Source organism: Asanoa iriomotensis, assembly GCF_016862515.1.
Taxonomy (GTDB): domain Bacteria; phylum Actinomycetota; class Actinomycetes; order Mycobacteriales; family Micromonosporaceae; genus Asanoa; species Asanoa iriomotensis.
This window is the reverse complement of the sequence record NZ_BONC01000054.1, coordinates 1-26677: the sequence shown is the minus strand read 5'-3', so window position 1 is coordinate 26677 and position 26677 is coordinate 1. Positions and strand designations below refer to the sequence as shown.

Below are 26677 nucleotides of genomic sequence, written 5' to 3'. Positions count from 1 at the left end.
CGCGCGGAGGAGGCGTGAATTGAAAAACCGCTGGCTGCGGATCGGTGCACTGGCCGGCGCGCTGTTCGCGATCAACCTGGTTGCCCGGGGGGTCGCGAACTTCGCGTACGGCGACGACACGGACATGCAGGACCGCGTGTCGCTGATCTTCTTCGGGGTCGTCGCGCTGACGCTCGCGATCGTCGCGTTCCGCTGGGGGCGTGACCGGCCCGTCGGCGTGCTGCTGGCCGACATGGCCGGTGCGGTGCTGGTCGCCTGCCTGGCCACGGTGCTGCTCGGGCCGGCGGTGTTCGGCGCCAACCCGGTCGGCGGCGGTGCGGGGGAGTTCTTCGCCCAGATCTGGCTCTACGCCGGGTTCAGTGCCGGCGGCTTCCTCGTGGGCTACCTGCTGCTCGTCGTGCTCGCCAAGGACTACCGGTCGCGCCAGCTCGCGGCCTACTCGAAGGCCAAGCTCAGCAAGCCGCGTCGGGTCGTCCGCCGCTGAGCGGCTGTTCGCGGGTCAGATAGCTGTGGTGGGTGGTGAAGCCCAGCCCGCCGTAGAGCGCGACCGCGGCCGTGTTGCGCTCCTCGACCTGCAGGAACGCGCCGGTCGCCCCTAGCTCGGCGCCCCAGTTGGCGAGCGCCGCGGTGACCGCGCGGGCCAGGCCCGTGCGGCGGTAGGCCGGGACCACCTCGATCGACCCGAGGTGCAGCCAGCGGTTCTGCTCGCCGACGACGGCACCCCGGCCCGCGGCGATCAGCGTGTCGCCGTCGTACACGCCGGCGAACCGCACCTCGGGCGGCGCGCTGAGCACGTGCCGCGCGGCGGGCGGGAGGCTCTTCTTGCGCGCCTCGTAGATCGCCAGCCAGTCGTCGCCGGGTGTCTTCGTCAGCGACACGCCCGGGGCGTCGGCGGTCAGCGGCGGCAGCGGGGCGGTCTGCACCAGGACCAGCGGGCGGGCGGTCCAGCCGCGGGCGTCCAGGGCCGCGCCGACCGGCGCCGCCAGCGGCAACGGCGTGTTGACCATGGCCGGCTGCCCGTGCTGGGCGTACCAGGCCTCGATCGCGTCGATCGCCGCCTCCAGCGGCCGGTCGGGGTCGCCGATCGGCAGCGCCGAGTTGGCCCGCCCCGTCCACCCGTCGGCGCTGCGCAGCAGCCAGTCGCCCAGCCGGCCGCGGGTGGGCGCGGGCCAGGCCGCGTCGGCGGCCAGCTCCAGCGCGATCACGTCCGCGGCGGTCGGGCGGCGCTGCGGCGGCACCCGCTTGGCCCGGTGCACCTCCGACAGGGGCACGACGATCGTGCCTTTCGTCGTGGCGACCGTGAGCTTTGTCTCGTCCACCGCGACCAGCTCGCCCAGCGCGTCGGAATAGAGCGTGCGACCGTTACGAACACCGACAATCCGCCGGATCACCACACGGTGTCCTACATCCTGCCGTCGGAGCACGATCGACCCCCCTCCACGCGAGATACTAGGCTCTTGACCGCCGCGGGTGATCGCGGCGTGGCTTGCGGAGGAGAGAAACCCGTGACCTACATCATCGCGGAGCCGTGCGTCGATGTGCTCGACAAGGCGTGCATCGAGGAGTGCCCCGTCGACTGCATCTACGAGGGCAACCGGATGCTCTACATCCACCCCGATGAGTGCGTCGACTGCGGGGCCTGTGAACCGGTCTGCCCGGTCGAGGCGATCTTCTACGAAGACGACGTCCCGGAGCAGTGGAAGGACTACACCACCGCGAACTACGAGTTCTTCGAGGATCTCGGTTCGCCCGGTGGCGCGTCCAAGGTCGGCAAGATCGAGAAGGACCACGCCGTGGTCGCCGCACAACCGCCGCGCGAAGCGGAGCACTGACCGGCGTGCGGGTGTCGGCAACCCTGCCGGACTTCCCGTGGGACCTGCTCGAGCCCGCCAAGGCGGTCGCGGCGGGGCACCCGGACGGCATCGTCGACCTGTCGATCGGCACGCCGGTCGACCCGGTGCCCGCCGCGATCCGCGCTGCGCTCGTCGCGGCGGCCGACGCACCCGGTTACCCGCTGACCGCCGGCACGCCCGAGCTGCGCTCGGCGGTCCGGCGGTGGGTGGCCCGCGCCTGCGGTGCCACCTTCGAGGAGATCGGCGTCCTGCCGACGATCGGCTCCAAGGAGCTGGTCGCCGGCCTGCCGGCGCAGCTCGGCCTCGGCGCGGGTGACGTGGTCGTGATCCCGCCGGTCTGCTACCCGACCTACGAGGTCGGTGCCCGGCTGGCCGGCGCGAAGGTGATGCGCGCGGACTCGCTGGTCTCCCTGGGCCCGGCGACGGACGTCAAGCTGATCTGGGTCAACTCGCCCGCCAACCCGAGCGGCCGCGTGCTGCCGCCGGCCCACCTGCGCAAGGTGGTCGACTGGGCGCGCGAGCGGGGCGCGGTGGTCGCCAGCGACGAGTGCTACCTGACGCTGGGCTGGGAGGTCGAGCCGACGTCGATCCTGTCGCCGTCGGTCAACGGCGGCTCGCTGGACGGCCTGCTCGCCGTGCACTCGCTGTCGAAGCGGTCCAACCTCGCGGGCTACCGGGCCGGCTTCGTCGCCGGCGACCCGGCGCTGGTCCGGGAGCTGTTGGCGGTGCGCAAGCACGCCGGCCTGATCGTTCCCGACCCGGTGCAGGCCGCGATGGTGGCCGCCCTCGACGACGAGACCTCCGCGACCGAGCAGCGCACCCGGTACGCCGCCCGGCGCGGCGTGCTCCGCGAGGCGCTGGAGAAGGCCGGCTTCGCGGTCTCCCACTCGGAGGCGGGCCTCTACCTGTGGGCCTCCCGCGACGAGGACTGCTGGTCCACGGTGGAGCACCTGGCCCGGCTCGGCATCCTGGTCGCGCCCGGCGCGTTCTACGGTCCCACCGGCGAACGGCACGTCCGGTTCGCCCTCACGGCGACCGACGAACGCATCGCCGCGGCCGCCGAGCGCCTATCCTCAGTGGATGGCTGACCCCGTCGTCGCGGTGCGCGGCGAGGCGGTGCGCGAGGTGCCGCCCGAGATCGCCCGGTTCGCTGTCACGGTCACCGCGCGCGACAAGGACCGGCCGACCGCGCTGCGCCGGCTCTCCGAGCGGGCGGAGCAGACCCGGGCGGTGATCGACAGCTACTCGGTCGAGCGCCGGGAGTCCGGCAACCTCCAGGTCTTCCCCGAGCACAAGCGGTCGGGCGAGAAGGTCGCCGCCTACGTGGGCAGCGTGACCACCACGGTCACGCTGGCCGACTTCGCCACGCTGGGCGAGCTGATGCTGCGGCTCGCCGACCAGGAGCAGACGTCGGTGGCCGGGCCGTGGTGGGAGCTGCGGCCCGACAGCCCGGCCCAGCGCGAGGTGCGCCGGGCCGCGATCGACGACGCGATCGCGGTGGCCCGCGACTACGCCGCCGCGCTGGGCGCCCGGATCACCGCGCTGGTCGAGGTCGCCGACGCGGGGATGCGGCCCCAGCCGATGTTCGCGCGCGCCGGCATGGAGCGCGACGCCGCGCTCAGCATGCCGAGCGTCGACCTGGACCCCCAGGTGCAGAGCGTCCACGCCGCGATCGAGGCGCGGTTCACGATCAGCACGCCCACGGTGTTATCGCAGGTCGACTGAGGTGTCGCCGGGTTCCAGGGCGGTCGCGGCCCAGCAGTAGCGGGCCAGCACCGTCCGGTACGGGCGGAACCGCTCGCCCTCCGGCTCCAACTGCTTGGGCGTCGGCACCTCGTCCCGCTGCCAGATCTGCGTGAAGCCCTGGCGCACGCCGAGGTCGTCGACGGGCCACACGTCGAGCCGGCGCAGCTCGAAGATCAGGAACATCTCGGCGGTCCAGGGCCCGATGCCGCGCACGGTGACCAGCCGCCCCATGATCTCGTCGTCCGGCATCCGGGCGCCCGCCTTGAGCACGACGGTGCCGTCGAGGACCTTGGTGGCCAGGTCGCGCAGCGCGGCCGTCTTCGCACCCGACAGCCCCGCCGCCCGCATCTGCGCGTCGGAGAGCGCCAGCAGCGCCTCCGGGGTGAGCGGTCCGTCGACCGACGCCCGCAGCCGGCCGTGGATGGCGATCGCGGACCGCCCGGAGAGCTGCTGGAACGTGATCGCCCGGACGAGCGCGCCGAACGGCCCGTCGGGGTCCCGTTTGCGGTGGTGGATCGGCCCGGCCCGGCGGATCACGTCGGCCAGGGCCGGGTCGACCGCCGCCACCCGGTCGGTCGCCTCGGCGAGGCCGACCGTCAAGAGTCCCGCACCTCCACCGCCACCTCGACCCGCGGGTAGAACCGGCGCATGTCGTCCGCGCCGTACTTGCTGGCGAACTCGTCGAACACCTGGGCGACCCGCTTCTGGTCGGTGATCAGCCTGGCCTTCGCCGAGGCGGAGCCGAGCTTGATCGTCGGGTTGTTCTCCAGGTTTCGGTACCACTGGCTGCCATGGCCGGTGATCGGCAGCAGAAACGTCGACTTGCCCTCGCGGACGAACCACACCGGGTGCGAGTGGTTCCGCCCGCTCCGCCGGCCGATGGTGGTGATCTCGATTTCCGTCGATTCCTGTGCCATCGCACACCCCCTGCTCACCACGGTAGGCGGGGGACCAGCCAGCCAGGGTCCGATCACGCATCCCGGCCGCCAGGTAAGGAGCATGCGATAGTTCCTCGCGTGACCACGTACCCCATGGATGTGCTGGCGGCCCGGGCGGCCGCGCTGGCCGACCTCGGGCCGCGCCGGCTGCTGGGGATCGTCGGGCCACCCGGTGCGGGCAAGTCGACCTTGGCCGAGCGGATCGTCGAGGCCGTCGGGCCGTCCGCGGTGCTGGTCCCGATGGACGGCTACCACCTGGCCGAGGCCGAGCTGCACCGGCTCGGCCGGCACGACCGCAAGGGCGCGATCGACACGTTCGACGCGGCCGGCTACGCCTCGATACTCGGCCGGCTGGCCGCCGGGGGACCGGAGACCGTCTACGCGCCGGCGTTCCACCGGGAGATCGAGGAGCCGGTCGCGGGGTCCATCCCGGTGCCGCCGGAGGTGCGGCTGGTCGTGACCGAGGGCAACTACCTGCTGGTCCCTGAGGAGCCGTGGTCGGGCGTACGCTTGCTGCTCGACGAGGTCTGGTATCTCGACCTCGACGAGGAGGAGCGGCTGCGCCGGCTGGTTGCCCGGCACATGGCCTACGGCCGCAGCCAGGCCGAGGCGAAGGCGCGCTCGTTCGGCAGCGACCAGGTCAACGCCGAGCTGATCGCGACGACCCGCTCGCGCGCCGACCTGGTGGTCCGCCTCGTCTAGGACAGGCCCTCGGCCTAGTCGTTGGCGTGCAGCGCCGCGTTGAGCTCGATGCCCTTGCCCGAGCGGGGCTTCGCCTCGAGGGCGCCGGTCACCGAGTTGCGCCAGAACAGCAGGTTGTCGACGCCGGCCAGCTCGCGGGCCTTGACCACCCGGCCGTCCGGCAGCGTGATCTTGGAGCCGGCGGTGATGTAGCAGCCGGCCTCGACCACGCAGTCGTCGCCGAGCGAGATGCCGATGCCCGCGTTCGCGCCGAGCAGGCAGCGCTCGCCGATGCGCAGTTTGTCCTTGCCGCCGCCGGAGAGCGTGCCGAGGATCGAGGCGCCGCCGCCGATGTCGGAGCCGTCACCGACCACCACGCCGGCCACGATCCGGCCCTCGACCATCGACGTGCCCAGCGTGCCGGCGTTGAAGTTGACGAAGCCCTCGTGCATGACGGTGGTGCCGCTGGCCAGGTGCGCGCCGAGCCGCACCCGGTCGGCGTCGGCGATCCGGACCCCGGAGGGCACCACGTAGTCGATCATGCGGGGGAACTTGTCGATCCCGTGCACCGTGAGCTGTCGCCCGGCCAGCCGCTCGCGGACCCGCAGCTCGTCGACCCGGTCCGGCGGGCACGGGCCGGCCGAGGTCCAGGCGACGTTGGCCAGCATCCCGAAGATCCCGTCGAGGTTCAGCTCGTTGGGCCGGACGATGCGGTGGGAGAGCAGGTGCAGCCGCAGGTACGCGTCGGCGGCGTCCTTGATCGGGTCGGCCAGCGAGCCGATCTCCACGACCACGATCTCGCTGCGCAGGCCGGGCAGGGCGCGCTCGCCGACGGCGCCGGCCGCGGCGCCGAGCAGGGCGGCTGGTTCCCCGGCCGGGCGGGCGCCGAGCCCGAGGTTCTCCGCCGGGAACCAGGCGTCGAGCACCTGGCCTTCCGCGGTGCTGGTCGACAGGCCGATTCCCCAGGCAGGCTGCTCGCTCGTCACAGTTATGACGGTAGCGTGCGAGCTATGACCAACCCGCTTACCCCCGCCGTGTTGTCGGACCCGGTCGAGCTGACCCGCGTGCTGGTCGACATCGAGTCGGTGTCGCTGCACGAGAAGGACATCACGGACTGCGTGGAGCAGGTCCTGCGGGCGGTGCCACACCTGCGGGTCGAGCGGCTGGGCAACACGGTCATGGCCCGCACCGAGCTGGGCCGGGCGCAGCGGGTGGTGCTCGCCGGCCACCTCGACACCGTGCCGATCGCCGACAACCTGCCGGCCCGGGTCGACGGCGAGATCATGTACGGCTGCGGCACGTCCGACATGAAGTCCGGCGTCGCGCTCGCCCTCCAGTTGGCGGTCGCGCTGCCGGAGCCGCGCTACGACGTGACGTACTTCTTCTACGAGGCCGAGGAGATCGACTCCGTCTACAACGGCCTCAACCTCGTCTCCAAGAGCCACCCGGATTGGCTCGCCGCCGACTTCGCGGTGCTGCTGGAGCCGACCCACGGCGTGGTCGAGGCGGGATGCCAGGGCACCATGCGGGTGCTCGTCAGCACCAGCGGCAAGCGGGCGCACTCGGCCCGGTCGTGGCGGGGTGTCAACGCGATCCACGCGGCGGCCGGCGTGCTCGACCGGCTGGCCGCCTACGAGGCCCGCCAGGTGGTGATCGACGGCTGCGCCTACCGCGAGGGCCTCAACGCGGTGCGGATCAACGGCGGCATCGCGGGCAACGTGATCCCGGACCGCTGCGAGATCGAGATCAACTACCGGTTCGCGCCGGACCGGTCGGTCGAGCAGGCGGAGGCCCACCTCCGCGAGCTTTTCGACGGGTACGAGGTGACGCTGGTCGACGCCGCTCCAGGCGCCCTGCCGGGCCTCGGCGCGGCACCCGCGCAGGAGTTCGTCGCGGCGGTCGGCGCCGACCCGATCGGCAAGCTGGGCTGGACGGACGTGTCACGATTCGCGGCGATGGGCATCCCGGCGCTCAACTTCGGCCCGGGCGACCCCAACGTGGCGCACGCGGTCGACGAGCGGGTGGAGATCCCGTTGATCAGGCAGGGCGCGGCGACCCTGCACCGCTGGCTCGCGACCTAGGAACCGGTGGGCACCGCGTCATCGGGGTGGAGCTCGACGGTGGGCTCGTCGTCCTCGTCGGCGATCGGGGCGATGCGGCCGAGCCGGCGCTCGGCCACGACCGCACGGATGCGGCGGTGCATTTCACGGCGCTGGCGGATCTGGTCGAAGCGGGTCATCGTGGCTCTCCTCCCCCCAAGGTGCCCGGCAGTGCCGGGCGTGCCTGCATACCCGGTATTCGAAAGATAAGACGCCGCACAAGTGATTTCGGTTGCGGCTACATCCGGGTTAATTTCTTGTTCCGGTGGATTGTTGGCCGGATGGCCTAATCGTCCGGTGGGAATCTGAGTGCGGGCCGCAACTCTGCGCGGGGTCCCGATTTGGCTACCGTGGTGACCATGACCCACGGAAACGGCCGCAACCACGACCGGCTACGCGGACCCGAGCGCCACCGCGGCGCGGTCACGCTGCGCCGGGACGCGATCCCGATCAGCACCGCGGACCAGCGGCTGCTGGACTCGCGTACACGGGCCGACTGGAAGACCAAGGACGCCTGGCGCGCTTTGCGCATCCTTTCGGAGTTCGTCGAGGGTTTCGACACCCTCGCCGACCTGCCGCCGGCGGTCAGCGTTTTCGGCTCGGCCCGGAGCAAACCACAGAGCGAGGAATGCGTGATGGCCGAGCAGGTCGGCGCGGGGCTGGCCCGGGCCGGCTACGCGGTGATCACGGGCGGCGGGCCGGGCGTGATGGAGGCGGCCAACCGCGGCGCGACCGAGGCCGGCGGGCTCTCCGTCGGGTTGGGCATCGAGTTGCCGTTCGAGCAGGGCATCAACGACTGGGTCGACATGGGCATCGACTTCCGGTACTTCTTCGCGCGGAAGACCATGTTCGTGAAGTACGCGCAGGCGTTCGTCGTGCTGCCGGGCGGCTTCGGCACGATGGACGAGCTGTTCGAGGCGCTGACGCTGGTGCAGACCGGGAAGGTCACCCGGTTCCCGGTGGTGCTGATGGGCGAGGCGTACTGGCGCGGCCTGCTGGAATGGATGCGCACGACGCTGGTGGCCGACGGGAAGATCGGCGAGTCCGACCTCGACCTGGTCCTCGTCACCGACGACGTGGACGCGGCGGTCCGCTACATCGTGGACGCCGACGCGGCACTGGCCGCCGAGCAGGAGGCCCTCCACGAGGCGGCGGCCGCCCGGCGCGGCGCCGACGACTGAGCACGTGGCCGCCATCTGCGTGTTCTGCGCCTCGTCGCAGACGCTGGACCGACGCTGGACCGACCTCGCGTGGGAGGTCGGCGTGGCACTGGCCCGCCAGGGCCACGTGCTGGTCTCGGGCGGCGGCCGGGCCGGCATGATGGGGGCGGTCGCCGAGGGTGCCCGCAGCGCCGGCGGCCACACGATCGGCATCATCCCGCAGTCGCTGGTGGACCGGGAGGTCGCCGACACCAAGGCCGGCGAGCTGGTCATCACCGACGGCCTGGCCAGCCGCAAGAACCTGATGATCGAAAAGTCGGACGCGTTCCTCACCCTCCCGGGTGGGATCGGCACGCTGGACGAGCTCTTCGAGGTCTGGACCACGGCCGCGCTGCGCACCCACGACAAACCAGTGGTCCTGCTCAACACGGACGGCTTCTACACGGACCTGCTGACCTGGCTGAACACCCTGGCCCCGACGGGCTTCGTCCGCCGCGAGGCACTGGACCACCTGACCGTCGTGCCCACCGTCGAAACCGCCCTGGCCGCCCTGCCCCGCTAGTCCGACTCGATGATGCGGAGCACCTCCGGAGCGGCGAACACGCGACCGTACCGGCGGCCTGTGCGTTCGCGCAGGATGCCGAGTTGCACCAGGCGGTCGATGGCCTTGTTGGCGCCTGGATAGGTCGCGTCGTATCTGTTGGCAGCGGTCTTCGGCGTCAGCAGGGGGTAGCCGATCAAATCCTCGGTGATCGCGGAGATGAGCCGCCCCGACGCGCCGGAACCCCGGATGAGCGCCAACGCGTGGTCGCGCCAGTCGTGGAGTGCCTCGATCTTCGCCACCGCGCGGGTTGCCTGGGCTCGCGCGGCTTCGCTGAAGAAGCGGATCCACGCGTCGAACTCGCCGGTGACGCTGCACTGAAGCAGGTGATCCTGATACTCGCGGCGTCGGCGCTCCAGCCAGGGAGACAGGTTCAGCAGCGGAAATCGCAGCTCTTTGGCCCTGGCGAGCTGTAGAACGCAGACCAGCCTGCCAAGACGGCCGTTGCCGTCGTTGAAGGGGTGCAACGTCTCGAACTGGTAGTGGCCGAGAGCCATTTTGATGATGAGCGGGTAGCTGTCGCTCTGGTTTATCCACTCCGCCCAGGCGTCTACGCCCGCACGCAGTTGGTCACCGGGTGGCGGCGGCACGAACCGCGCCTCGGTGACCCGGCCGCCGCCCGTGCCGATGAACACCTGGGTGGTGCGGATCCGCCCGGCTTCGCCGGTCTCCGCGCGCGTTCCGCGTACGAGGACGCGTTGAAGACTCTCGAGCAGGGGCGCGGAAGGAAGGCGACGTGTTCGTACTGCTCGTCGTAGCGCGGATCCCAACCGCTAATCCGGACGAGCTCCCCAACAGGGGATGATTCGAAGGCGTCCGCGAGCACAAATTAAACTATCTCGCTTCAAAGTTTATTTCTACCCGCCCAAATGAAACTCGCCAGCATGGACCGTCCAGGGTGACTGGTGGTGCCTGTGTGGGTTGTCGGGCCCTCGTGGTTCGATGGGCGGCATGCAGGCGTACCGGCTGGTTCGCCGGGCGCCCGCGCCGGAGGAGCCTCGGGGTGACCGGCTCGACCCCTTGCAGGCCAACGTGGTCGCGCACACCGACGGGCCCTTGCTCGTGTTCGGCGGGCCCGGCACCGGCAAGACCAGCACGCTCGTCGAGGCCGTCGCCGCACGCGTGGCGTCCGGAGTGGATCCCGAGCGGGTGCTCGTGCTCACCTTCAGCCGGCGCGGCGCCACCGCGTTGCGGGAGCGGATCGAGGCGCGGGTCGCCGGCGACGACGGGCGGGTCGTGCACGAGCCGCTGGTGCGGACCTTCGCGGCGTACGCGTTCGGCATCCTGCGCCGCGCCGCGGCCCTGCGTGGCGAGCCGTCGCCGCGGCTGCTCACCGGGCCCGAGCAGGATCTGGTGATCCGCGAGCTGCTCGGCGTGGTCGGTCCCGACGGCGAGGCCGACGACCCGATCGGCTGGCCCGAGCACCTGCGGCCGGCCCTGCGCACGCGGGCGTTCGCCGAGCAGCTGCGTGACCTGCTGATGCGCGCCGCGGAGCGGGGGATCGGGCCCGTCGAGCTCGCCCGGCTCGGCGAGCGGCTCGGCCGCGACGACTGGCCGGCCGCCGCCCGGTTCCTGCGCGAATACGTCGCGGTCCTGGCCCTGCGTGACGTGACCACCCGGGGTTCGGTCGCCTACGACGCCGCCGAGCTGGTGCGGGCCGCGACCGGGCTGCTCGACGACGACCCCGAGCTGCTCGCCGCCGAGCGTGGCCGGCTCGACGCCGTCTACGTCGACGAGCTGGCCGACACCGACCCGGCCCAGCTCGACCTGCTGCACCGCGTCGCCGGTGGCGGCCTGCCGCTGGTGGCGTTCGCCGACCCCGACTCGTCGACGTTCGCGTTCCGCGGTGCCGATCGCGGCGGTGTCACCGCCTTCCCGCACCGGTTCCGCACCGCGTCCGGTGCCGTGGCGCGGTCCTTGACGCTGCGCACCGACTACCGCTCGGCGGGGCCGTTGTTCGCCGCCACCGGTCGGGTGGCGCGGCGCCTGCGCGGCCCGGTGAGCCACCGCCGCGCGCTGCACGCACCCGACGCGACGCCGGGCACGGTCGAGGTGCGCACCTTCCGGTCTCGCACCAGCGAGGCCGCCTACCTCGCGCACGCGCTGCGCGAGGCGCACCTGCTCGACGGCGTGCCCTGGTCGCGGATGGCCGTGCTGATGCGCTCCACCACGCTGCAGCTCCCGGCCCTGCAGCGAGCGTTGCACTCGTCCGGCGTGCCGACCGTCGTGCACGCCGAAGACCTGCCGTTGCATCAGCAGCCCGCGGTCGCGCCGCTGCTGTTGCTGCTGCGCTGCGCGCTCGAGCCGGCCTGGCTCGACGAGGAGGCGGCGGTCGCGCTGCTGCACTCGCCGCTGGGTGGCGCCGACCCGCTCGCCGAGCGGCGCCTGCGGCAGGGGCTGCGCACGCTCGCGCTGGCCGCGGGCGACCGGCGGCCCTCCGGCGAGCTGCTGGTCGACGCGCTGCGCGACCCGGCCGAGCTGGCCGCGGTCGAGCGGCGCTGGGCCGCGCCGGCCAAGTCCGTCGCCCGGCTGCTGGCCGTCGCCCGGGAGGCGGCCGCCGAGCCGGCCAGCACCGCCGAGGACGTGCTCTGGGCGCTGTGGCGGGCCACCGGGCTGGGCGACCGCTGGTACGGCGCGATCGTCCGCGCCGGCCGCGCCACCGGTGAGCCCGACAACGGGCCGCGCTGGCGGGCCGCGGCGGCCGACCGCGACCTCGACGCCGCCGTCGTGCTGTTCGACGCCGCGGCCCGGTTCGTCGACCGGCTGCCCGGCGCGCGCACCGAGGTGTTCCTCGACCACGTGCTGGGCCAGCAGCTGCCCGCCGACACGATCGCGCCGAGCGCCGACCGGGGTGAGGCGGTCCGGCTGCTCACCGCGCACGCCGCCAAGGGTCTCGAGTGGGACCTGGTGGCGGTGGCCGGCGTGCAGGAGGGTGTCTGGCCCGACCTGCGGCTGCGCGGCACGCTGCTGGGCTCGGAGCGGCTGGTCGACGTGGTCTCCGGGCGGGCCGACGAGACCGGGGTCGCCGCCTCGCTGGTCGGCCAGGCGTCCGCGCTGCTCGACGAGGAGCGCCGGCTGTTCTACGTGGCGGTCACCCGGGCCCGCCGGCGGCTCCTGGTCTCGGCGGTCAACTCGTCGGCGGTCGGTGGTGCCGACCACGAGGAGCAGCCCAGCCGCTTCCTGCACGAGCTGCTCGGGCCCGGCGGAGGCGAGGAGCCCGACGAGCCCCCCGCGGAGCCGGACGACGACGTGCCGCCCGACCCCGACGACCTGCCGGTCGACGAGGACGGCCGGGTGATCTGGCCGGACGACTGGCCCGAGGCCGCACCCGCGGGGCCGGAGCCGGCGGCACCCCGCGAAGAGACCGACGACCTGCCGCTGTCCCGACCGCCCCGGGCGATGACGCTGCCCGCGCTGGTGGCCGAGCTGCGTACCGCCGCGACCGACCCGGCGGCGACACCCACCCGGCGGCACGCGGCGGCGCGTGAGCTGGCCCGCCTGGCCGCCGCCGGCGTGCCGGGCGCGCACCCCGACGACTGGTGGGGCCTGCGACCGCTCTCCGACGACCGCCCGCTCGCCGAGGCCGGCGAGACCGTCCGGGTCACACCGTCCACCATGGAGAGCGCGCTGCGGTGCAGCCTGCGCTGGCTGCTCGAACGCCACGGCGGCGCGGCGCCGGCGACCGCCGCGCAGGGCGTGGGCAACCTCGTGCACGCGGCGGCGATGCTCGCCGAGGACGCGGCGGCCGACCGCGAACGACTGATCGAGTACGTGTCGGCCCGGTTCGACGCGATCGACCTCGCCGCCCGCTGGCTGGCCGGTCCCGAGCGCGAGCGGGCCGAGGCGATGGTCGACAAGCTGCTCGTCTGGCTCGCCGCCAACCCGCGCCGGCTGCTCGCGATCGAGCAGGAGTTCGCGGTGCGGCTCGAGGACCCGGCGCACGACATCGAGCTGCGCGGCCGCGTCGACCGGCTCGAGCTCGACGCCGACGGGCGGCTGGTCGTGGTCGACCTCAAGACCGGGCGCACCACCTCGACCGCCGACGACCTCGCCGAGCACCCGCAGCTGGCGGCCTACCAGGCGGCAGTGCAGGCCGGTGCCTTCGGCGCGCACGGCGACGAGTCCGGCGGCGCCGCCCTGCTGCAACTCGGCACCACCGCCAAGGCCGCCAAGGAGCAGGCGCAGCCCTCGCTGGCCGAGCACGACGACCCGGGCTGGGCCCAGGCGCTCGTGCGGCGCACCGCCGAGACGATGGCCGCTTCGACGTTCCACGCGGTCGCCAACAGCCGCTGCCGGGTCTGCCCGGTGCGCACGAGCTGCCCGATCTCGGGCAAGGGACGCCAGGTCGTGGAGCCGCGGTCGTGACACAGCCGTCGTTGTTCACCGCCGCACCGGCCCCGCGTCGCGCGGCCTCGGCGGGTCCCCGCTACACGCCCGTCGAGCTGGCCCGGCTGCTCGGCATGCGGTACGCGCCGACTCCCGAGCAGTCCGCGATCATCGCCGCGCCGGTCGAGCCGTTGCTGGTCGTCGCCGGCGCGGGCTCCGGCAAGACCGAGACGATGGCGGCCCGGGTGGTCTGGCTCGTCGCCAACGGCTACGCCACGCCCGACCAGATCCTCGGCCTGACCTTCACCCGCAAGGCGGCCGGCGAGCTGGCCCACCGGGTCCGGATGCGGCTCGGGCAGCTCGTCCGCCGGCTCGGCCGGGCCGGTGACCTGTCCGGCGAGGCGACGATCTCGACCTACCACTCGTACGCCGCCCGCGTCGTCACCGAGCACGGCCTGCGCTCGGGCTACGAGCCCTCGAGCCGCCTGCTCACCGAGGCGTCCCGCTGGCAGATCGTCGACCTGATCGTGCGCAACTACGACGGCGACATGTCCGACGTCGACCGGGCGGCCAGCACGGTCACCGACGCGGTCCTAGCGCTGGCCGCCGAGCTGGCCGAGCACCTGGTCACGCCCGACGAGCTGGCCGGCTGGACGGGCCGGTTCTTCGCCGAGGTACAGGGCCGACCGGGCCGGGTCTACGCGGACGTCAAGAAGGCACTGGGCACCCAGCAGGCCCGGCTCGCGTTGCTGCCGATGGTCCGCGCGTTCGAGAAGCGCAAGCTCGACTTCGAGGCGATGGACTTCGGCGACCAGATGGCCCGCGCGGCCCGGGTGGCCCGCGACCATCCGGACGTGGGCGCGATCGAGCGGGCCCGTTACCCGATCGTGCTGCTCGACGAGTTCCAGGACACCAGCCACGCCCAGGTGGTGCTGCTGCGCTCGCTGTTCGGCGACGGCCACCCGGTGACCGCGGTCGGCGACCCCTGCCAGTCCATCTACGGCTGGCGCGGCGCCAGCGCCGGCACCCTGGAGCGGTTCCCGCACGAGTTCGCCCGCGCCGACGGCCGGGCCGCCCGGTCGCTGACGCTGACCACGAGCTGGCGCAACCGCCCCGAGATCCTCGGCATCGCCAACCAGCTCTCCGCGCCGCTGCGCGCGGCCGGGGCGCAGGTCGCCGAGCTGGCACCGGCGCACAGCGTCGACGAGCCGATCCGCGGCCGGGCCACCGTCCACTGTGCGCTGTTGCCGACCGTCGCCGACGAGGCCGGCTGGATCGCCGACAGCCTGCTCGGCGCCTGGCGTGGCGCGGCCCGGATGCCGGACGCGCTGCCCGAGCACATCCCGCTGGACCGCCGCCCGACCACCGCCGTGCTGGTCCGGGTGCGCAGCCAGATCCCGGCCATCGAGAACGCCCTCCGCGAGCGCGGCCTGCCGGTCGAGGTGGTCGGCCTCGGCGGGCTGCTCGACACCCCCGAGGTCCGCGACGTGGTCTGCACGCTGCGGGTGCTCGCCGACCCCACCGACGGCGCCTCGCTGCTGCGCCTGCTCACCGGCGCCCGCTGGCGGATCGGCCCGCGCGACCTGGTGGCCCTGCACCGCCGGGCCCGGTCGATCGCGGCCGCGCGCCGCGATCTGGCCCAGCCGGGCGAGGATCCCGTCGTCGCGGACGCGCTCGACGAGGCGACGCTGGTCGAGGCGCTGGCCGACCTCGGCCCGGCGCAGCTCTACTCGGCCGAGGGCTTCGCCCGGCTACGCGCCTACGGGCACGAGCTGGCCCTGCTCCGCTACCGGATCGACCAGCCGCTGCCCGATCTGATCGCCGACGTCGAGCGGACGATCGGGCTCGACGTGGAGGTCGCGGTCCGCGCCGGCACCGGCGGCCGGGGCGGCGACGCCGGCCTGGCCCGCGGCCATCTCGACGCGCTCGGCGACGTGGCGGCCCGGTTCGCCCGCGACAGCGACGGCGGCGCGCTGCCCGGCTTCCTCGCCTACCTCGCCGCGGCCGAGGACGAGGAGCGCGGCCTGGAGCCGGGCGAGGTCGAGGTGGTCGAGGGCGCGGTCCAGGTGCTCACCGCGCACGCGGCCAAGGGCCTCGAGTGGGACGTGGTCGCGGTCGCCGGCCTGACCCGCGGCGGCTGGCCCGGCACGGCCCGCGCCTCCGACCACTACCTGCACGGCCTCGGCGTGCTGCCGTTCCCGCTGCGCGGCGACGCCGGCGGGCTGCCCAGGTTCCCGCTCGACGACACCGGCGACCAGCGCGAGGTGATGGCCGCGCTGACCGAGTTCAACGACGAGTGGAAGGCGCACGACGAGCGCGAGGAGCGGCGCCTGGCCTATGTCGCGGTGACCCGGCCGCGCCGGCTGCTGCTCTGCTCGGGCTACTGGTGGGGCGAGGGTGTCAAGCGGCCCCGCGGCCCGTCCCGGTTCCTCGTCGAGGTGCACGACGCCTGCGTGGCGGGCGGCGGCGAGGTCGACGCCTGGGCGCCGGAGCCGGCCGGCGAGGCCAACCCGATGGTCGACGAGACGCCGCGCGCCGAGTGGCCGGGCGACCCCCTCGGCGCCCGCCGGCCCCCGATGACCGAGGCCGCCACCCTGGTCCGGCGGCTGATGGCCGACCCCGAAGTGGACGCCCTGCTCGACCCGGAAGCCGCCGACGATGCCGACCGCTGGCGGCGCGAGGTCGACCTGCTGCTCGCCGAGCGCGACCAGTTGGTCCGCGGGCCCGGCCCGCTCGAGGTCGTGCTGCCCGGCCACCTGACCGTCTCGCAGCTCGTGCTGCTGCAGCGCGACCCGCAGGCGCTGGCCCGCTCGCTGCGCCGGCCGATGCCGTCCCGGCCCGACCCGTACGCCCGCCGGGGCACCGCCTTCCACACGTGGCTGGAGCAGCGGTTCGGCGCGGTCCGCCTGCTCGACGTCGACGAGCTGCCAGGTGCCGCCGACGAGGACGCCGCGCCCGACGAGGCCCTCGCCGAGCTGCAGGAGCTGTTCCTGGCCAGCGAGTGGGCCGACCGCACCCCGGTCGAGGTCGAGGTGCCGTTCGCCACGGCGGTCGGCGGCGTGGTGCTGCGCGGCCGCATGGACGCGGTGTTCGCGGAGCCGGGCGACCGCTACGACGTGGTCGACTGGAAGACCGGCCGCCGCCCGACCGGCGCCGACGAGCGCGCGGCCGCGATCCAGCTCGCCGCCTACCGGCTGGCCTGGGCCGACCTGGCCGGCGTCCCGGTCGACCGGGTCCGCGCGGCGTTCCACTACGTGCGCGACGGCGAGACCGTCCGCCCGGCCGACCTGCTCGACGCGGCGGGCCTGGCCGCTCTGGTCACGGCGCTACCGACCCGCGGCTAGCCGCCGGAAAGCCAGCTCCGCGAGCAGGGCGCTGCCGTCGGCGATCACCGCGTCGTCGAAGACGGCTTCCGCCGAGTGGTTGCTCGGTGCCGTGGCCGGGTCGCGGTCCGGCGGGCAGGCGCCCAGGTTCAGGTACGCGCCGGGGACCTTCTCCAGCACGAACGACATGTCCTCGGAGCCGGTCTTCGGGTTGCGCAGCCACTGGTAGCGCTGGTCGCCGAACACCTGCGCCGCGGTCGCCGCCGCGAACTCCGCCTCCGCGACGTCGTTGACCACCGCCGGGTAGCCGCGCTCGAAGTCCACGTCGACCTCCAGCCCGTGTGCGCCGGCGATGCCGCGGACCACGTCGGCCGTGCGCTCGACCAGCTTCTCCCGGGCCGGCGTCGAGAACGAGCGCAGCGACGCCGCGAACTCGGCCGTCGCCGGGATGACGTTGTCGACCGTGCCCGCGTGGAACCGGCCGACGGTCAGCACCACCGGGTCGAACACGTCGAACCCGCGGGTCACCATCGTCTGCAGGGCCAGCACCATCTCGCACGCCGCGGGGATCGGGTCGCGGGCGCGGAACGGCGTCGAACCGTGCCCGCCGGTGCCGCGCACCCGCACCTTGACGGTGTCGTGTGCCGCGCCGAACACGCCACGGCGGCCGAAGAACAACCCGCGGGGAAAGACGGCGGACACATGCAGGCAGTACGCGGCCGCGGGCGGGTCGCCGGCCGCCGAGAGCAGCCCTTCGGCGAGCATCGGCTCCGCGCCGCCCGGGCCCTCCTCGCCCGGCTGGAACATGAAGATCACGTCGCCGGCCAGCTCGTCGCGCACGGCGCTCAGCAGCCGGGCCGCGCCGACCAGGATGGCCGTGTGCAGGTCGTGGCCGCAGGCGTGCATCGCGCCGGGGATCGTCGACGCGTACGGCAGATCGGTCCGCTCGGTCACCGGCAGCGCGTCCATGTCGCCGCGCAGCAACACCGACTGCCCACCGCCGGCGCAGCGCAGGACCGCCACCACCGAGCTCAGCGCCCGCCCGGTGGTGATCTCCAGCGGCAGCCCGTCCAGCGCGGCCAGCACCGCCGCCTGCGTCTCCGGCAGGTGCAGGCCGACCTCGGGGCGCTGGTGCAGCTCGCGGCGGAACGCGACCAGCTCGTCGCCGAGGTGCGCGGCGGACTCCCGGAAATTCATCAGTCGACCCCCAGACGGATCAGCTCCAGCAGGGCGGCGCCGTACGCCTCCTCCGCCGTGGCCGCCTCGAAGGTGAGCCGGCGGTCGGCGACGGACAGCTCCGCGCGATAACCCGTGCCCGTGTGTTCCAGCATGTGGAACGTCCCACCGAGCAGATCGCGGAGTTGGTCCTCGCGCGGCAGCCAGATCGCCTCGCTCTGCTCGACGTCGTCCATCGCCCACTCGGTCGTGCCGTTGAAGCCGATCACCGGCCCCTCGGGCAGCTCGTGCACCGCGATGACCATGTTGCTGAGCACGAAGACCTCGTCGTCGAGGTCGCGGTCGGGTATCGCGAAGCGGTCGCCGGGCGCGGGTTTCCAGCGCAGACCGGCTTCGCGCAACGAAAGGGCGAGCGGCACGGGCAGCACGCCCTCCATGGTGCCTCGGATGCTTCACTGGTCGTATGCCGAACGCCGAAGGGTTTCCCGCGGGTGCGGTGACCCGGCTCGGCCCGCCGCCGCCTGATCTGCCCGCTCCGCCGGAAACGCCCGACGACCCGCGCGGTCCCCGGCGGCGGCTCTGGTGGTTCGCCGGCGCGGCGGCCTTGGTCCTGCTGACCGGCCTGGTCGCGGTGATCGCCGGACGGCCCGGCCCCGGGTTGTTCGACAGCCGGCCGGAGGCGCCGGTCGACGCGCGGCCGCCGCTCGCCCGGGCCTGCCCGCCACCGCCGGACGTGCCCGGCGGCAGCGCGGCGCCGAGCGTGCCCGCGCCCGCGCCGACCGGCACCCGGACGGTCGACGAGAGAACCGGCATCTCCTACCCGGCCTACGGCGCGCCGTGGGAGACCTGGAACACCGTCTGGAACGCCGGCGACCTGGAGGTGCCCTACCGGGTGGGGCAGCACTTCGTGACCGAGCGCGCGTACGACGGCGTCAGCGACTACCACGCCTCGGTGCTCTCCGGTGCCGTGCCCGCCGCGACCAACGACGCCTTCACCTTCGACCTGGAGTGCGTCGGCCGGCAGGTGGCCGCCGACGCCCGCGCCAACTACTACCCGCAACCCAACGAGCAGGAGCTGATCCGCGACGAACGCACCGTCCTGGGTGGACGTCCGGCCTGGGTGACGGTGTTCCGGTTGCACTTCCGGTCGCCGGGGCTGCGGGCGAGCGACGAGTTGGTGGCGCTGGCCTGCATCGATGTGGGCCGGCCGACCGCCGCCGTGCTCTACGTCTCGATACCGGGCACGCACGCGCAGTGGAACTGGGTGGCCGACGACGCGCTGGCCGGAATGCGGCCGGTCTGACGGTTACGCACCCGGCGCAGCGCGCTAACCTCGGCCGTGTGGCCCGCAAAATGAAGATCCCGGCGACCAAATATCCGGTCGAGCGGTTCACGCTCGACAACGGCTTGCGGGTGGTGCTGGCGCCCGACCGCAGCGCGCCCGTGGTCGGCGTCGCGGTGGTTTACGACGTCGGCATCCGCAGCGAGCCCGAGGGGCGCACCGGCTTCGCGCACCTCTTCGAGCACCTGATGTTCCAAGGCTCCGAGAACCTCGAGAAGCTCGCCCACTTCCGGCACGTCCAGGGTGCCGGCGGCACCTTCAACGGCTCCACCCACCTCGACTACACCGACTACTTCGAGACGCTGCCGTCCGGCGCGCTCGAACGGGCGCTGTTCCTCGAGGCCGACCGCATGCGCGGCCCCCGGCTGACCGAGGAGAACCTGCGCAACCAGGTCGACGTGGTCAAGGAGGAGATCCGGGTCAACGTGCTCAACCGGCCGTACGGCGGCTTTCCCTGGCTGAAACTCCCGCCGGTCATGTTCGACACGTTCCCCAACGCGCACGACGGGTACGGCTCGTTCGAGGACCTGGAGAGCGCCACGGTCGCCGACGCGGCCGAGTTCTTCTCGCGCTACTACGCCTGCGGCAACGCGGTCCTCTCGGTGGCGGGCGACCTCGACGTCGCCGAGGCCACCGAGATGATCAAGCGGCACTTCGGTGACGTGCCCGCCCGCCCGGCGCCGGCCCGCCCCGACTTCGACGAGCCCGACCTGACCGCCGAGCGGCGCGAGTCGTACACCGACCGCCTGGCCCCGCTGCCCGCGGTCGCCTCCGCCTGGCGGGTGCCGAACCCGATCGACGACTTCGCCGCGTACCTGCCCTACGTGGTGCTGGCCGAGGTGCTCACCGACGGCGACGCGTCCCGGCTGGTCGAGCGCCTGGTGCTGCGCGACCGCACGGTCACCAGCCTCGGCGGCTACATCGGTTTCATGGGCGAGCCGTTCGAGGTGCGCGACCCGACGGCCGCCCTGCTGCAGTTCCACCTGCCGCCCGGCGGCGACGTCGACAAGGTGCTGCGCACGGCCGACGAGGAGCTCGAGCGCCTGGCGACCGACGGCCTGGACGCCGCCGAGCTGGGCCGGGTGCAGGCCCGGATGGCCACCCACCTGCTCCGCGACACCGACGCGGTGCTCGGCCGGGCGCTGCGGATCGCCGTCCTCGAGGAGCAGCGCGGCGAGCCCGAGCTGATCAACGACCTGCCGCGGCTGATCGGCGAGGTCACCGCGGCGCAGATCCAAGCGGCCGCGGCCAGTCTGACCCCGGCGCGCCGGGCGTCGATCGAGGTCATCCCCGGAGGCGGACAGTGAGCGAGACGAAGCGGGCGTTGCCCGCCCTCCTGCCGGCGGCACCGATCAAGCTGCCGACCGAGTCGGAGCGGCGACTGACCAACGGCCTGACCGTGATCGCGATCCGCCGCCCGGCGGTGCCGCTGGTCGAGGTCCGGCTGCGGGTGCCGTTCGCCCGGGCCAACCTGGCCCGCGGCGCGATGCTGTCGCAGACGCTGTTCTCCGGCACCGCGGAGCTGTCCACCGTCGACATCGCCGCCGAGCTGCAGTCGGTCGGCGGCGGGCTGTCCGCCTCGGTCGACCCCGACCGGTTGCTGATCGCCGGCAACAGCCTGGCCGCCGGGCTCGGCCGGACCCTGGAGATCATGGCCGAGGTGCTGGACGGCGCCGCGTACCCGAGCGACGAGGTGGGCGTCGAGCGCGACCGCCTGGTCGACAACATCCAGGTCGCCAAGAGCCAGCCCGCCCACCTGGCCCGCGAGGCGCTGTTGCGCCGGCTCTACGGGCGGCACCCGTACGCGGTGCAGACGCCGGAGCCCGAGCAGGTGCGCGCGGTCCGCCCGGCGCAGCTGCGGGCCCTGCACGCCGAGCGGGTGCACCCGGCCGGCGCGACGCTCGTGCTGGTCGGCGACTTCCAGCCCAAGCGCGCGCTGGACACCGCGGAGGCGGTGCTCGGCGCGTGGAACGGCGGCGGCAAGGACGTCACGCTGCCTGCTGCCCCTTCGCCGGAAGCCGGCCCGGTGCTGCTGGTCGACCGGCCCGACTCCGTGCAGTCGTCGCTGCGGATGGCGCTGCCCGCCGTGCCGCGGACGCACGAGGACCACGCGGCGCTGCAGCTCGCCAACCTGATCTTCGGCGGCTACTTCTCGTCCCGCTGGGTGGAGAACATCCGCGAGGACAAGGGCTACACGTACGGGCCGCACTCGTCGGTCGAGCACTCGGCAGCCGGGTCGGTCGTGAACGTCTCGGCCGAGGTGGCCACGGAGGTGACCGGGCCCGCGCTGCTGGAGACGCTCTACGAGCTGGGCCGGCTCGCCACGGTGCCGCCGGGCGAGGAGGAGCTTGAGCAGGCCCGGCAGTACGTGCTGGGCACGCTGATGCTCGGTGTCTCGACCCAGGGCGGGTTGGCCTCGCTGGCCAGCACGTACGCGGGTGCCGGGCTGCGGCTGGACTTCCTCACGTCGTACACCGAGCAGCTGCGCGGCGCGACCCGCGACGACGTGGCGGCCGCGGCGGCGAAATACCTGGCGCCGTCCGGCGCGGTGACCGTGATCCTCGGCGACGCGTCGAAGATCGAGGCGCCGGTGGCCACGCTGCGCGAGGTGGAGCTGGAATGACAGGTGCGCCGCCGCCCCTCGCCCGGGCCACGCTCGACCGGGCGGGGCACCGGCGCTCGGACCCGCACTGGCTCGAAGCCGCGTGGCCGGTCGCCCGGCTGCTGCGGGTCGACTCGTCGGCCGGCACCGCGCTGTTCCGCGACGTGGTGACCGGCGACGCCGCCGACGCCGCGGTGGGCGCGGTGCTGTCGCTGGTGCTCGCCGAGACGTCAGGGTCCGATCGTTCGTCAGCCGTCTTCCTCGGCATCGAGCCCGACGGGGTGGCGGTGTTCGCGGTCGACGGGCCGCTGCCCGCGGTGGCGGGCGCCCGTCCGGCGAGCCTGCGCGACGTCGGGCACCGCCTGGACGACCGGGACGCCGGCCTGGTCACCACCGCGCTGGCGATCCTCAACTGGCACGCCCGGAGCCCGTACTCGCCGGCGACCGGTCAGCCGACGACGGTGGGCGACGCCGGCTGGTCGCGGGTGGACGCGTCGGGCAACCAGACGTGGCCGCGCACCGACCCGGCGATGATCGTGCTGGTGCACGACGGGGTCGCCGGCCCGGAGGGGCGCTGCCTGCTCGGCAACAACGCGACCTGGCCTCGCCAGCCGGGCTTCCGGCGCTTCTCGTGCCTGGCCGGCTATGTCGAGCCGGGGGAGTCCGCCGAGGCTGCCGTGGCGCGTGAGGTCGAGGAGGAGGTCGGCATCACGCTCGACCGCATCGACTACGTGGCCAGCCAGTCGTGGCCGTTCCCGGGCTCACTGATGCTGGGCTACACGGCCGTGGCGGACCCTTCGCAGCCGTTGAAGGTCGACCCGGCGGAGATCACCGAAGCGCGCTGGTTCAGCCGCCGCGAGATCCACGAACTGTTGGCCGGCGGGAGCGTCGACCTCGGCACGCCGGGAGATCCGGAGCTGACGACCCTGCCGATGCAGGTCTCGATCGCCCATTACCTGATCAGGACGTGGGCCGGGGTCTAGGTCGTGTGCCGCGGACCCGGCTGGGCAGGGGCCGGTCTGTGGCCCCTGCCCTTTGCGCGCGGGAGCGAGCGGTCGTGCGCCCGACGGACGCGCGTAAACAGTGGTCCTATGCCGCTTCGAGCGAAGCGAGATGCTGCTTGACCTGGGTGATCGAGGGGTTCGTGAGGGCGGTGCCGTCGTCGAAGCGCAGGGTCGGGACGGTCTGGTTGCCGCCGTTGACGCTCTCGACGAATGCGGCCGAGGCCGGGTCGCGCTCGATGTCGATCACCTCGTATGCGATGCCCTCGCGGTCGAGTTGGGACTTCAGGCGGTGGCAGTAGCCACACCACGAGGTCGAGTACATGGTCAGCATCGAGCTTCCTCCGGGGGGAGTTGGGGGTCTCCGTTCGGAAGAACGTCAGACCTGGCTGTCATGATTCCTGACTGTGGCGGTTGACTCTCCGGCGGAGCAGGTCCTCTCGGGCCTTGATCCCGAGCAGCGCACCGCCGTGACCGCGCCCGCCGGGCCCGTCTGCATCCTCGCCGGCGCGGGCACGGGCAAGACCAGGGCGATCACCCACCGCATCGCCTACCGGTCGTTGCGTGGCGAGACCGCGGGGCGGCACGTCCTGGCCGTCACGTTCACCGCGCGGGCCGCGGCCGAGATGCGGGCGCGGCTCGCGGCGCTCGGCGTCGCCGGCGTGCAGGCCCGCACGTTCCACGCGGCGGCGTTGCGCCAGGTCCGTTACTTCGCGCCGCGGCTGCTGGCCGGGCGCGAGCTGCCCGAGCTGATCGAGAGCAAGGCCCGGCTGGTCGGGCTCGCCGCGGCCCGGGTCGGCGTGCGCACCGATCGCACCGGCGCGCGCGACCTGGCCGGCGAGATCGAGTGGGCCAAGTCGTCGCTGGTCGAGCCCGGCGAATACGTGGTGGCCGCGGCCAAGGCGACTCGCGACACGCCGTTCGAGGCGGGCAAGGTGGCCGAGGTGTTCGCGGCCTACGAGCAGCTCAAGCGTGGCAACGGGGTGATCGACTTCGAAGACCTGCTGCGCGCGGCCGTCTGGGGGATCGAGGACCACTCCGACGTCGCCGAGCAGGTGCGGGCGCAATACCGGCACTTCGTGGTCGACGAATACCAGGACGTCAACCCGTTGCAGCAACGGCTGCTCGACGCCTGGCTCGGCGGCCGCGACGACCTGACCGTGGTCGGCGACGCGTCGCAGACGATCTACTCGTTCACCGGGGCGACCTCCGCCTACCTGATCGACTTCCCGCGGCTGCGGCGCTCGGCGGTGGTGGTCCGGCTGGTCCGCGACTACCGGTCGACGCCGCAGGTGGTGGGTCTGGCCAACGCGGTGATCCGGCAGGCGCGGGGTTCCGAGGCGCGGTTGCGGCTCGAGTTGGTCGGGCAGCGTCCGTCGGGTGCCGAGCCCGAGCTGCGGATCTTCCAGGACGAGCCGGGCGAGGCGGCCGCGGTGGCCGCGCGCTGCCGGCAGCTGATCGCGGGTGGGACACCGGCGCGCGAGATCGCGATCCTGTTCCGCACCAACGCGCAGTCGGAGACCTACGAGAAGGCGTTGACCGAGGCCGAGGTGCCCTACGTCGTGCAGGGTGCGGAGCGCTTCTTCGAGCGCGCCGAGATCCGGCAGGCGCTGGTGGCGTTGCGCGCGGCGACGCGGTCGGCAGATCCGGGCGAGCCGTTGGCACGGTCCGTGGTGGCCGCGCTGGAGGCGGTCGGCTGGGCGCCCGAGCAGCGGCCGCCCGGCGGTGCGGCGCGCGAGCGGTGGGAGGCGCTGGCCGCGCTCGTGCAGCTCGCCGAGGAGTTCGCCGCCACGCCGACGCTGTTGCCGATCGGTGAGGGCGCGGTGTCGTCGCGCCCGCCGACGCTCTCCGAGTTCGTCGACGAGCTGGGGCGGCGGGCGGCGGCGCAGCACGCGCCGACCGTCGAGGGCGTCACGCTGGCGTCCCTGCATTCGGCCAAGGGGCTCGAATGGGACGCCGTGTTCGTGGTGGGGCTGTCCGACGGCACCCTGCCGACGACCTACGCCAAAACGGCCGAACAGGTCGAGGAGGAGCGGCGGCTGCTCTACGTCGGTGTGACCCGGGCGCGGGAGTGGCTCTGGCTCTCCTACGCGATCTCGCGCTCGCCCGGCGGGCGGCCGCGGCGGCCGTGCCGGTTCCTGCCGCAGTTCGACGGGCGGTCCGGCGGGGGCTCCGGTGCGGGCTCCGGGATGGCGCGGCTCAGTCGCAAACCCGACAGCCGGCCGCCGCGGATCGTCTCGTGCCGGGTCTGCGGCGCCACGCTGCTGGGCGGCGCCGACCGCAAGCTGGGCCGGTGCGCGACCTGTCCGTCCGATTTGGACGAGGAGCTGCTCGAGCGGCTGCAAACCTGGCGGGCGCGTGTTTCCGCAGGTCAGCGGGTTCCGGCATACGTCGTCTTCACTGACGCGACGCTGGTCGCGATCGCCGAGCGCAAGCCGGCCCAGCGATCCGACCTGATCGCCATCGCGGGCATCGGTCCCCGGAAGCTGGCCCTCTACGGCGATGCCGCCCTGGCTCTCGTGGCCGGTGCGGCGGTCGATGATCTTGAGCCAGAAAAAACTTCTGCGAATGACCCGTAAAACCGTTTGCCCTCCCGAGAGGGGGAGGCATAGCCTCAGAGCACACCAGGAGAGAGCCCTGCTCAACCCTGGTCAGGCAGAGATATCCGGTCGCATGACGAGTCAGCAGAAGGAGGTGGCCCCGGTGGCGACGATCATCAACACGACCCGACCGTGGTCGCCGAGCGCTGCCGTGTGCCCAGTGGAAGCCGCCCGCTTCCACGCGCACGCCCAGGCTCCGATCGCGCCGGCCTATCAGGCCCAGGCTCAGGCCGAGCTGCTCCTGGTGCCCACTGCCGTCGCGTTCAAGGGGACCAATGGGTCCACGGTCAAGGGCATTCAGGTCAAGGGCGGCATGGATGTCCGCGGCGTTCCACCTCGAAGTAGGCCGGTCTAGCAAACAGACCTCCGGCTCGCTTCGAGGCCGCGGAACCCGCAACCCGGGATCCGCGGCCTCAGTTTTTTTGCACCACCAGTTTTGGAAGCCGGTCCAAGAGACCGAACGCGAGAGAGAGGTGACCGGGCGATGAGCCTGGCCTTGGCCAACCTGGACGCGCAGAGCGTCGGGTTGGACGCGGAACTGCCCTGTCGGAAGTTCGACCCGGACCTGTGGTTCGCCGACGCACCGACCGAGCTCGAGCTGGCCAAGTCGCTCTGCGGGGACTGCCCGCTGCGCGTCGAGTGCCTGTCGGGTGCGGTCGAGCGTGCCGAGCCGTGGGGCGTCTGGGGCGGCGAGATCTTCGAGCGTGGCGCGGTCGTGCCCCGCAAGCGGCCCCGTGGCCGCCCGCGCAAGGAGGACGTCGCCCGCGACGCCGTCCTGCGCGTCGAGGTCGAGGCGCGGCTGGCAGCCGAGGGGCTTGCCGAGCAGCCGCGCGTCGCAGTCCGGCTGGCGGCCTGACATGCCGACGGTCCGCGTAACCCCCACCACCACCGAGAGAACGAAGAACCCCGCCATGAACAGTGTGAACGGAGCCACGGAGATGAATCTCATCCAAGAAGCGTTGTCCCGAGCGCGAATGCGACTGCCTCAGACCGGCAGGAAGATGCGCTCTGAGGCCACCCGATCCGCCCGATCCATCGCCATGCAGGCCCGTCGTGAGTCGGCCCGCCAGATGGGTGGCTGGTAGATCGTCGATCGCTTTCTAACTACCGCGGCCCGCTCCCTTCGGGGGAGCGGGCCGCTTCCTTTTGATCTGAAGACCGATGTCCCGGGTCCGCGGTGGTCCGGACCGTCGCTCCCGCCGGACACCGCTCGCTCCGCGTCGCTGCCA

The 26677-nt window shown here is 73.2% G+C and carries 26 protein-coding genes; 17 read left to right on the top strand and 9 right to left on the bottom strand.

Going from position 1 to position 26677, the window contains the following annotated elements:
- The first annotated feature begins 19 nt into the window (after nucleotides 1-19).
- Entirely contained in the window at nucleotides 20-484 is a 465-nt protein-coding gene (locus Air01nite_RS29630) for a hypothetical protein (RefSeq protein ID WP_203706633.1), read from the top strand.
- Here Air01nite_RS29630 and Air01nite_RS29625 read toward each other — a convergent pair.
- Complete coding sequence (locus Air01nite_RS29625; protein ID WP_203706632.1) at nucleotides 453-1424, bottom strand: GNAT family N-acetyltransferase; 972 nt, start codon at nucleotides 1422-1424, stop codon at nucleotides 453-455. The genes Air01nite_RS29630 and Air01nite_RS29625 overlap by 32 nt on opposite strands.
- An 81-nt stretch (nucleotides 1425-1505) precedes the next feature.
- Here Air01nite_RS29625 and fdxA point away from each other — a divergent pair, with 81 nt between their 5' ends.
- The 3 genes from fdxA to Air01nite_RS29610 are packed head-to-tail and all read left to right on the top strand — an operon-like array spanning nucleotide 1506 to nucleotide 3578.
- On the top strand, nucleotides 1506-1832 hold the full coding sequence (gene fdxA / locus Air01nite_RS29620) for a ferredoxin (protein WP_239091056.1): 327 nt from the start codon (nucleotides 1506-1508) through the stop codon (nucleotides 1830-1832).
- Nucleotides 1833-1837: 5 nt separating this feature from the next.
- Nucleotides 1838-2941 (top strand): succinyldiaminopimelate transaminase, encoded by a 1104-nt coding sequence (gene dapC, locus Air01nite_RS29615; RefSeq protein WP_275408316.1) that lies wholly within the window; start codon nucleotides 1838-1840, stop codon nucleotides 2939-2941.
- A complete protein-coding gene (locus Air01nite_RS29610; RefSeq protein ID WP_203706630.1) occupies nucleotides 2934-3578 on the top strand; it encodes an SIMPL domain-containing protein in 645 nt (214 codons plus the stop codon). The genes dapC and Air01nite_RS29610 overlap by 8 nt, the downstream gene beginning before the upstream one ends.
- On the opposite strand, the gene Air01nite_RS29605 is transcribed toward Air01nite_RS29610, so the two are convergent.
- Nucleotides 3561-4199: a DNA-3-methyladenine glycosylase family protein gene (locus tag Air01nite_RS29605; RefSeq protein ID WP_203706629.1), complete on the bottom strand. Its 639-nt coding sequence runs from the start codon at nucleotides 4197-4199 to the stop codon at nucleotides 3561-3563. The two genes, Air01nite_RS29610 and Air01nite_RS29605, sit on opposite strands and share 18 nt — an antisense overlap.
- Entirely contained in the window at nucleotides 4196-4516 is a 321-nt protein-coding gene (locus tag Air01nite_RS29600) for a nitroreductase/quinone reductase family protein (protein WP_203706628.1), read from the bottom strand. Before Air01nite_RS29600 ends, Air01nite_RS29605 begins: the two co-directional genes overlap by 4 nt.
- Nucleotides 4517-4630: 114 nt before the next feature.
- On the opposite strand from Air01nite_RS29600, the gene Air01nite_RS29595 reads away from it, so the two are divergent.
- Complete coding sequence (locus Air01nite_RS29595) at nucleotides 4631-5239, top strand: nucleoside/nucleotide kinase family protein (protein ID WP_203706662.1); 609 nt, start codon at nucleotides 4631-4633, stop codon at nucleotides 5237-5239.
- A 14-nt stretch (nucleotides 5240-5253) separates the two neighbouring features.
- Here Air01nite_RS29595 and dapD read toward each other — a convergent pair whose 3' ends face one another.
- Nucleotides 5254-6204 carry a 2,3,4,5-tetrahydropyridine-2,6-dicarboxylate N-succinyltransferase gene (gene dapD, locus Air01nite_RS29590; protein WP_203706627.1) on the bottom strand — a complete coding sequence of 317 codons (951 nt, stop codon included), beginning with the start codon at nucleotides 6202-6204 and terminating at the stop codon, nucleotides 5254-5256.
- Nucleotides 6205-6228: 24 nt separating this feature from the next.
- Here dapD and dapE point away from each other — a divergent pair, with 24 nt between their 5' ends.
- On the top strand, nucleotides 6229-7299 hold the full coding sequence (gene dapE, locus Air01nite_RS29585) for a succinyl-diaminopimelate desuccinylase (protein WP_203706626.1): 1071 nt from the start codon (nucleotides 6229-6231) through the stop codon (nucleotides 7297-7299).
- Here dapE and Air01nite_RS29580 read toward each other — a convergent pair.
- Nucleotides 7296-7457: a hypothetical protein gene (locus tag Air01nite_RS29580; protein ID WP_203706625.1), complete on the bottom strand. Its 162-nt coding sequence runs from the start codon at nucleotides 7455-7457 to the stop codon at nucleotides 7296-7298. The genes dapE and Air01nite_RS29580 overlap by 4 nt on opposite strands.
- 219 nt (nucleotides 7458-7676) lie before the next feature.
- On the opposite strand from Air01nite_RS29580, the gene Air01nite_RS29575 reads away from it, so the two are divergent.
- Both Air01nite_RS29575 and Air01nite_RS29570 read left to right on the top strand, forming a co-directional pair.
- Complete coding sequence (locus Air01nite_RS29575) at nucleotides 7677-8498, top strand: LOG family protein (RefSeq protein ID WP_203706624.1); 822 nt, start codon at nucleotides 7677-7679, stop codon at nucleotides 8496-8498.
- 4 nt (nucleotides 8499-8502) lie between these two features.
- Nucleotides 8503-9039, top strand: coding sequence for an LOG family protein (locus Air01nite_RS29570; RefSeq protein WP_203706623.1), 537 nt, complete (start codon nucleotides 8503-8505; stop codon nucleotides 9037-9039).
- Here Air01nite_RS29570 and Air01nite_RS29565 read toward each other — a convergent pair.
- A complete protein-coding gene (locus Air01nite_RS29565; RefSeq protein WP_203706622.1) occupies nucleotides 9036-9848 on the bottom strand; it encodes a Fic family protein in 813 nt (270 codons plus the stop codon). The two genes, Air01nite_RS29570 and Air01nite_RS29565, sit on opposite strands and share 4 nt — an antisense overlap.
- 181 nt (nucleotides 9849-10029) lie before the next feature.
- Between Air01nite_RS29565 and Air01nite_RS29560 the strand changes: the two genes are divergently transcribed.
- Nucleotides 10030-13443 (top strand): ATP-dependent helicase, encoded by a 3414-nt coding sequence (locus tag Air01nite_RS29560; RefSeq protein WP_203706621.1) that lies wholly within the window; start codon nucleotides 10030-10032, stop codon nucleotides 13441-13443.
- Entirely contained in the window at nucleotides 13440-16748 is a 3309-nt protein-coding gene (locus Air01nite_RS29555) for an ATP-dependent helicase (protein ID WP_203706620.1), read from the top strand. The genes Air01nite_RS29560 and Air01nite_RS29555 overlap by 4 nt, the downstream gene beginning before the upstream one ends.
- Here the strand turns inward: Air01nite_RS29555 and Air01nite_RS29550 are convergent.
- Together Air01nite_RS29550 and Air01nite_RS29545 are read right to left on the bottom strand one after the other, a co-directional pair.
- Nucleotides 16731-17924, bottom strand: a complete 1194-nt coding sequence (locus Air01nite_RS29550; RefSeq protein WP_203706619.1) for a M20 metallopeptidase family protein — start codon at nucleotides 17922-17924, stop codon at nucleotides 16731-16733. The two genes, Air01nite_RS29555 and Air01nite_RS29550, sit on opposite strands and share 18 nt — an antisense overlap.
- On the bottom strand, nucleotides 17924-18331 hold the full coding sequence (locus Air01nite_RS29545) for a pilus assembly protein CpaE (RefSeq protein ID WP_203706618.1): 408 nt from the start codon (nucleotides 18329-18331) through the stop codon (nucleotides 17924-17926). The genes Air01nite_RS29550 and Air01nite_RS29545 overlap by 1 nt, the downstream gene beginning before the upstream one ends.
- A gap of 35 nt (nucleotides 18332-18366) precedes the next feature.
- Between Air01nite_RS29545 and Air01nite_RS29540 the strand changes: the two genes are divergently transcribed.
- Genes Air01nite_RS29540 through nudC form a run of 4 tightly spaced genes read left to right on the top strand, consistent with a single transcriptional unit; the run spans nucleotide 18367 to nucleotide 22830 of the window.
- Nucleotides 18367-19206 carry a hypothetical protein gene (locus tag Air01nite_RS29540; RefSeq protein ID WP_203706617.1) on the top strand — a complete coding sequence of 280 codons (840 nt, stop codon included), beginning with the start codon at nucleotides 18367-18369 and terminating at the stop codon, nucleotides 19204-19206.
- Between the two features lie 50 nt (nucleotides 19207-19256).
- Complete coding sequence (locus tag Air01nite_RS29535) at nucleotides 19257-20552, top strand: M16 family metallopeptidase (RefSeq protein WP_203706661.1); 1296 nt, start codon at nucleotides 19257-19259, stop codon at nucleotides 20550-20552.
- A complete protein-coding gene (locus Air01nite_RS29530; protein WP_203706616.1) occupies nucleotides 20549-21868 on the top strand; it encodes a M16 family metallopeptidase in 1320 nt (439 codons plus the stop codon). The genes Air01nite_RS29535 and Air01nite_RS29530 overlap by 4 nt, the downstream gene beginning before the upstream one ends.
- Nucleotides 21865-22830 (top strand): NAD(+) diphosphatase, encoded by a 966-nt coding sequence (gene nudC, locus Air01nite_RS29525; protein WP_203706615.1) that lies wholly within the window; start codon nucleotides 21865-21867, stop codon nucleotides 22828-22830. The genes Air01nite_RS29530 and nudC overlap by 4 nt, the downstream gene beginning before the upstream one ends.
- 106 nt (nucleotides 22831-22936) lie before the next feature.
- Here the strand turns inward: nudC and Air01nite_RS29520 are convergent, their stop codons facing one another.
- Nucleotides 22937-23182: a mycoredoxin gene (locus Air01nite_RS29520; protein WP_203706614.1), complete on the bottom strand. Its 246-nt coding sequence runs from the start codon at nucleotides 23180-23182 to the stop codon at nucleotides 22937-22939.
- 73 nt (nucleotides 23183-23255) lie between these two features.
- On the opposite strand from Air01nite_RS29520, the gene Air01nite_RS29515 reads away from it, so the two are divergent.
- The 3 genes from Air01nite_RS29515 to Air01nite_RS29505 all read left to right on the top strand — a co-directional run bounded on the left by Air01nite_RS29515 (nucleotide 23256) and on the right by Air01nite_RS29505 (nucleotide 26304).
- Nucleotides 23256-25427, top strand: coding sequence for an ATP-dependent DNA helicase UvrD2 (locus Air01nite_RS29515; RefSeq protein WP_203706613.1), 2172 nt, complete (start codon nucleotides 23256-23258; stop codon nucleotides 25425-25427).
- A gap of 124 nt (nucleotides 25428-25551) precedes the next feature.
- Nucleotides 25552-25803, top strand: coding sequence for a hypothetical protein (locus tag Air01nite_RS29510; RefSeq protein ID WP_239091055.1), 252 nt, complete (start codon nucleotides 25552-25554; stop codon nucleotides 25801-25803).
- A gap of 129 nt (nucleotides 25804-25932) precedes the next feature.
- Nucleotides 25933-26304, top strand: coding sequence for a WhiB family transcriptional regulator (locus Air01nite_RS29505; protein WP_203706611.1), 372 nt, complete (start codon nucleotides 25933-25935; stop codon nucleotides 26302-26304).
- Nucleotides 26305-26677: the final 373 nt, after the last annotated feature.

Bases quoted from the DNA above. Each gene is read 5' to 3' on its own strand.
- Air01nite_RS29560 (WP_203706621.1), top strand. From the start codon at position 10,030: ATGCAGGCGTACCGGCTGGTTCGCCGGGCGCCCGCGCCGGAGGAGCCT.
- Air01nite_RS29550 (WP_203706619.1), bottom strand. From the start codon at position 17,924: ATGAATTTCCGGGAGTCCGCCGCGCACCTCGGCGACGAGCTGGTCGCG.
- Air01nite_RS29595 (WP_203706662.1), top strand. From the start codon at position 4,631: ATGGATGTGCTGGCGGCCCGGGCGGCCGCGCTGGCCGACCTCGGGCCG.
- Air01nite_RS29575 (WP_203706624.1), top strand. From the start codon at position 7,677: ATGACCCACGGAAACGGCCGCAACCACGACCGGCTACGCGGACCCGAG.
- Air01nite_RS29600 (WP_203706628.1), bottom strand. From the start codon at position 4,516: ATGGCACAGGAATCGACGGAAATCGAGATCACCACCATCGGCCGGCGG.
- dapE (WP_203706626.1), top strand. From the start codon at position 6,229: ATGACCAACCCGCTTACCCCCGCCGTGTTGTCGGACCCGGTCGAGCTG.
- Air01nite_RS29540 (WP_203706617.1), top strand. From the start codon at position 18,367: ATGCCGAACGCCGAAGGGTTTCCCGCGGGTGCGGTGACCCGGCTCGGC.
- Air01nite_RS29535 (WP_203706661.1), top strand. From the start codon at position 19,257: ATGAAGATCCCGGCGACCAAATATCCGGTCGAGCGGTTCACGCTCGAC.
- nudC (WP_203706615.1), top strand. From the start codon at position 21,865: ATGACAGGTGCGCCGCCGCCCCTCGCCCGGGCCACGCTCGACCGGGCG.
- Air01nite_RS29505 (WP_203706611.1), top strand. From the start codon at position 25,933: ATGAGCCTGGCCTTGGCCAACCTGGACGCGCAGAGCGTCGGGTTGGAC.
- Air01nite_RS29520 (WP_203706614.1), bottom strand. From the start codon at position 23,182: ATGCTGACCATGTACTCGACCTCGTGGTGTGGCTACTGCCACCGCCTG.
- Air01nite_RS29610 (WP_203706630.1), top strand. From the start codon at position 2,934: ATGGCTGACCCCGTCGTCGCGGTGCGCGGCGAGGCGGTGCGCGAGGTG.
- Air01nite_RS29580 (WP_203706625.1), bottom strand. From the start codon at position 7,457: ATGACCCGCTTCGACCAGATCCGCCAGCGCCGTGAAATGCACCGCCGC.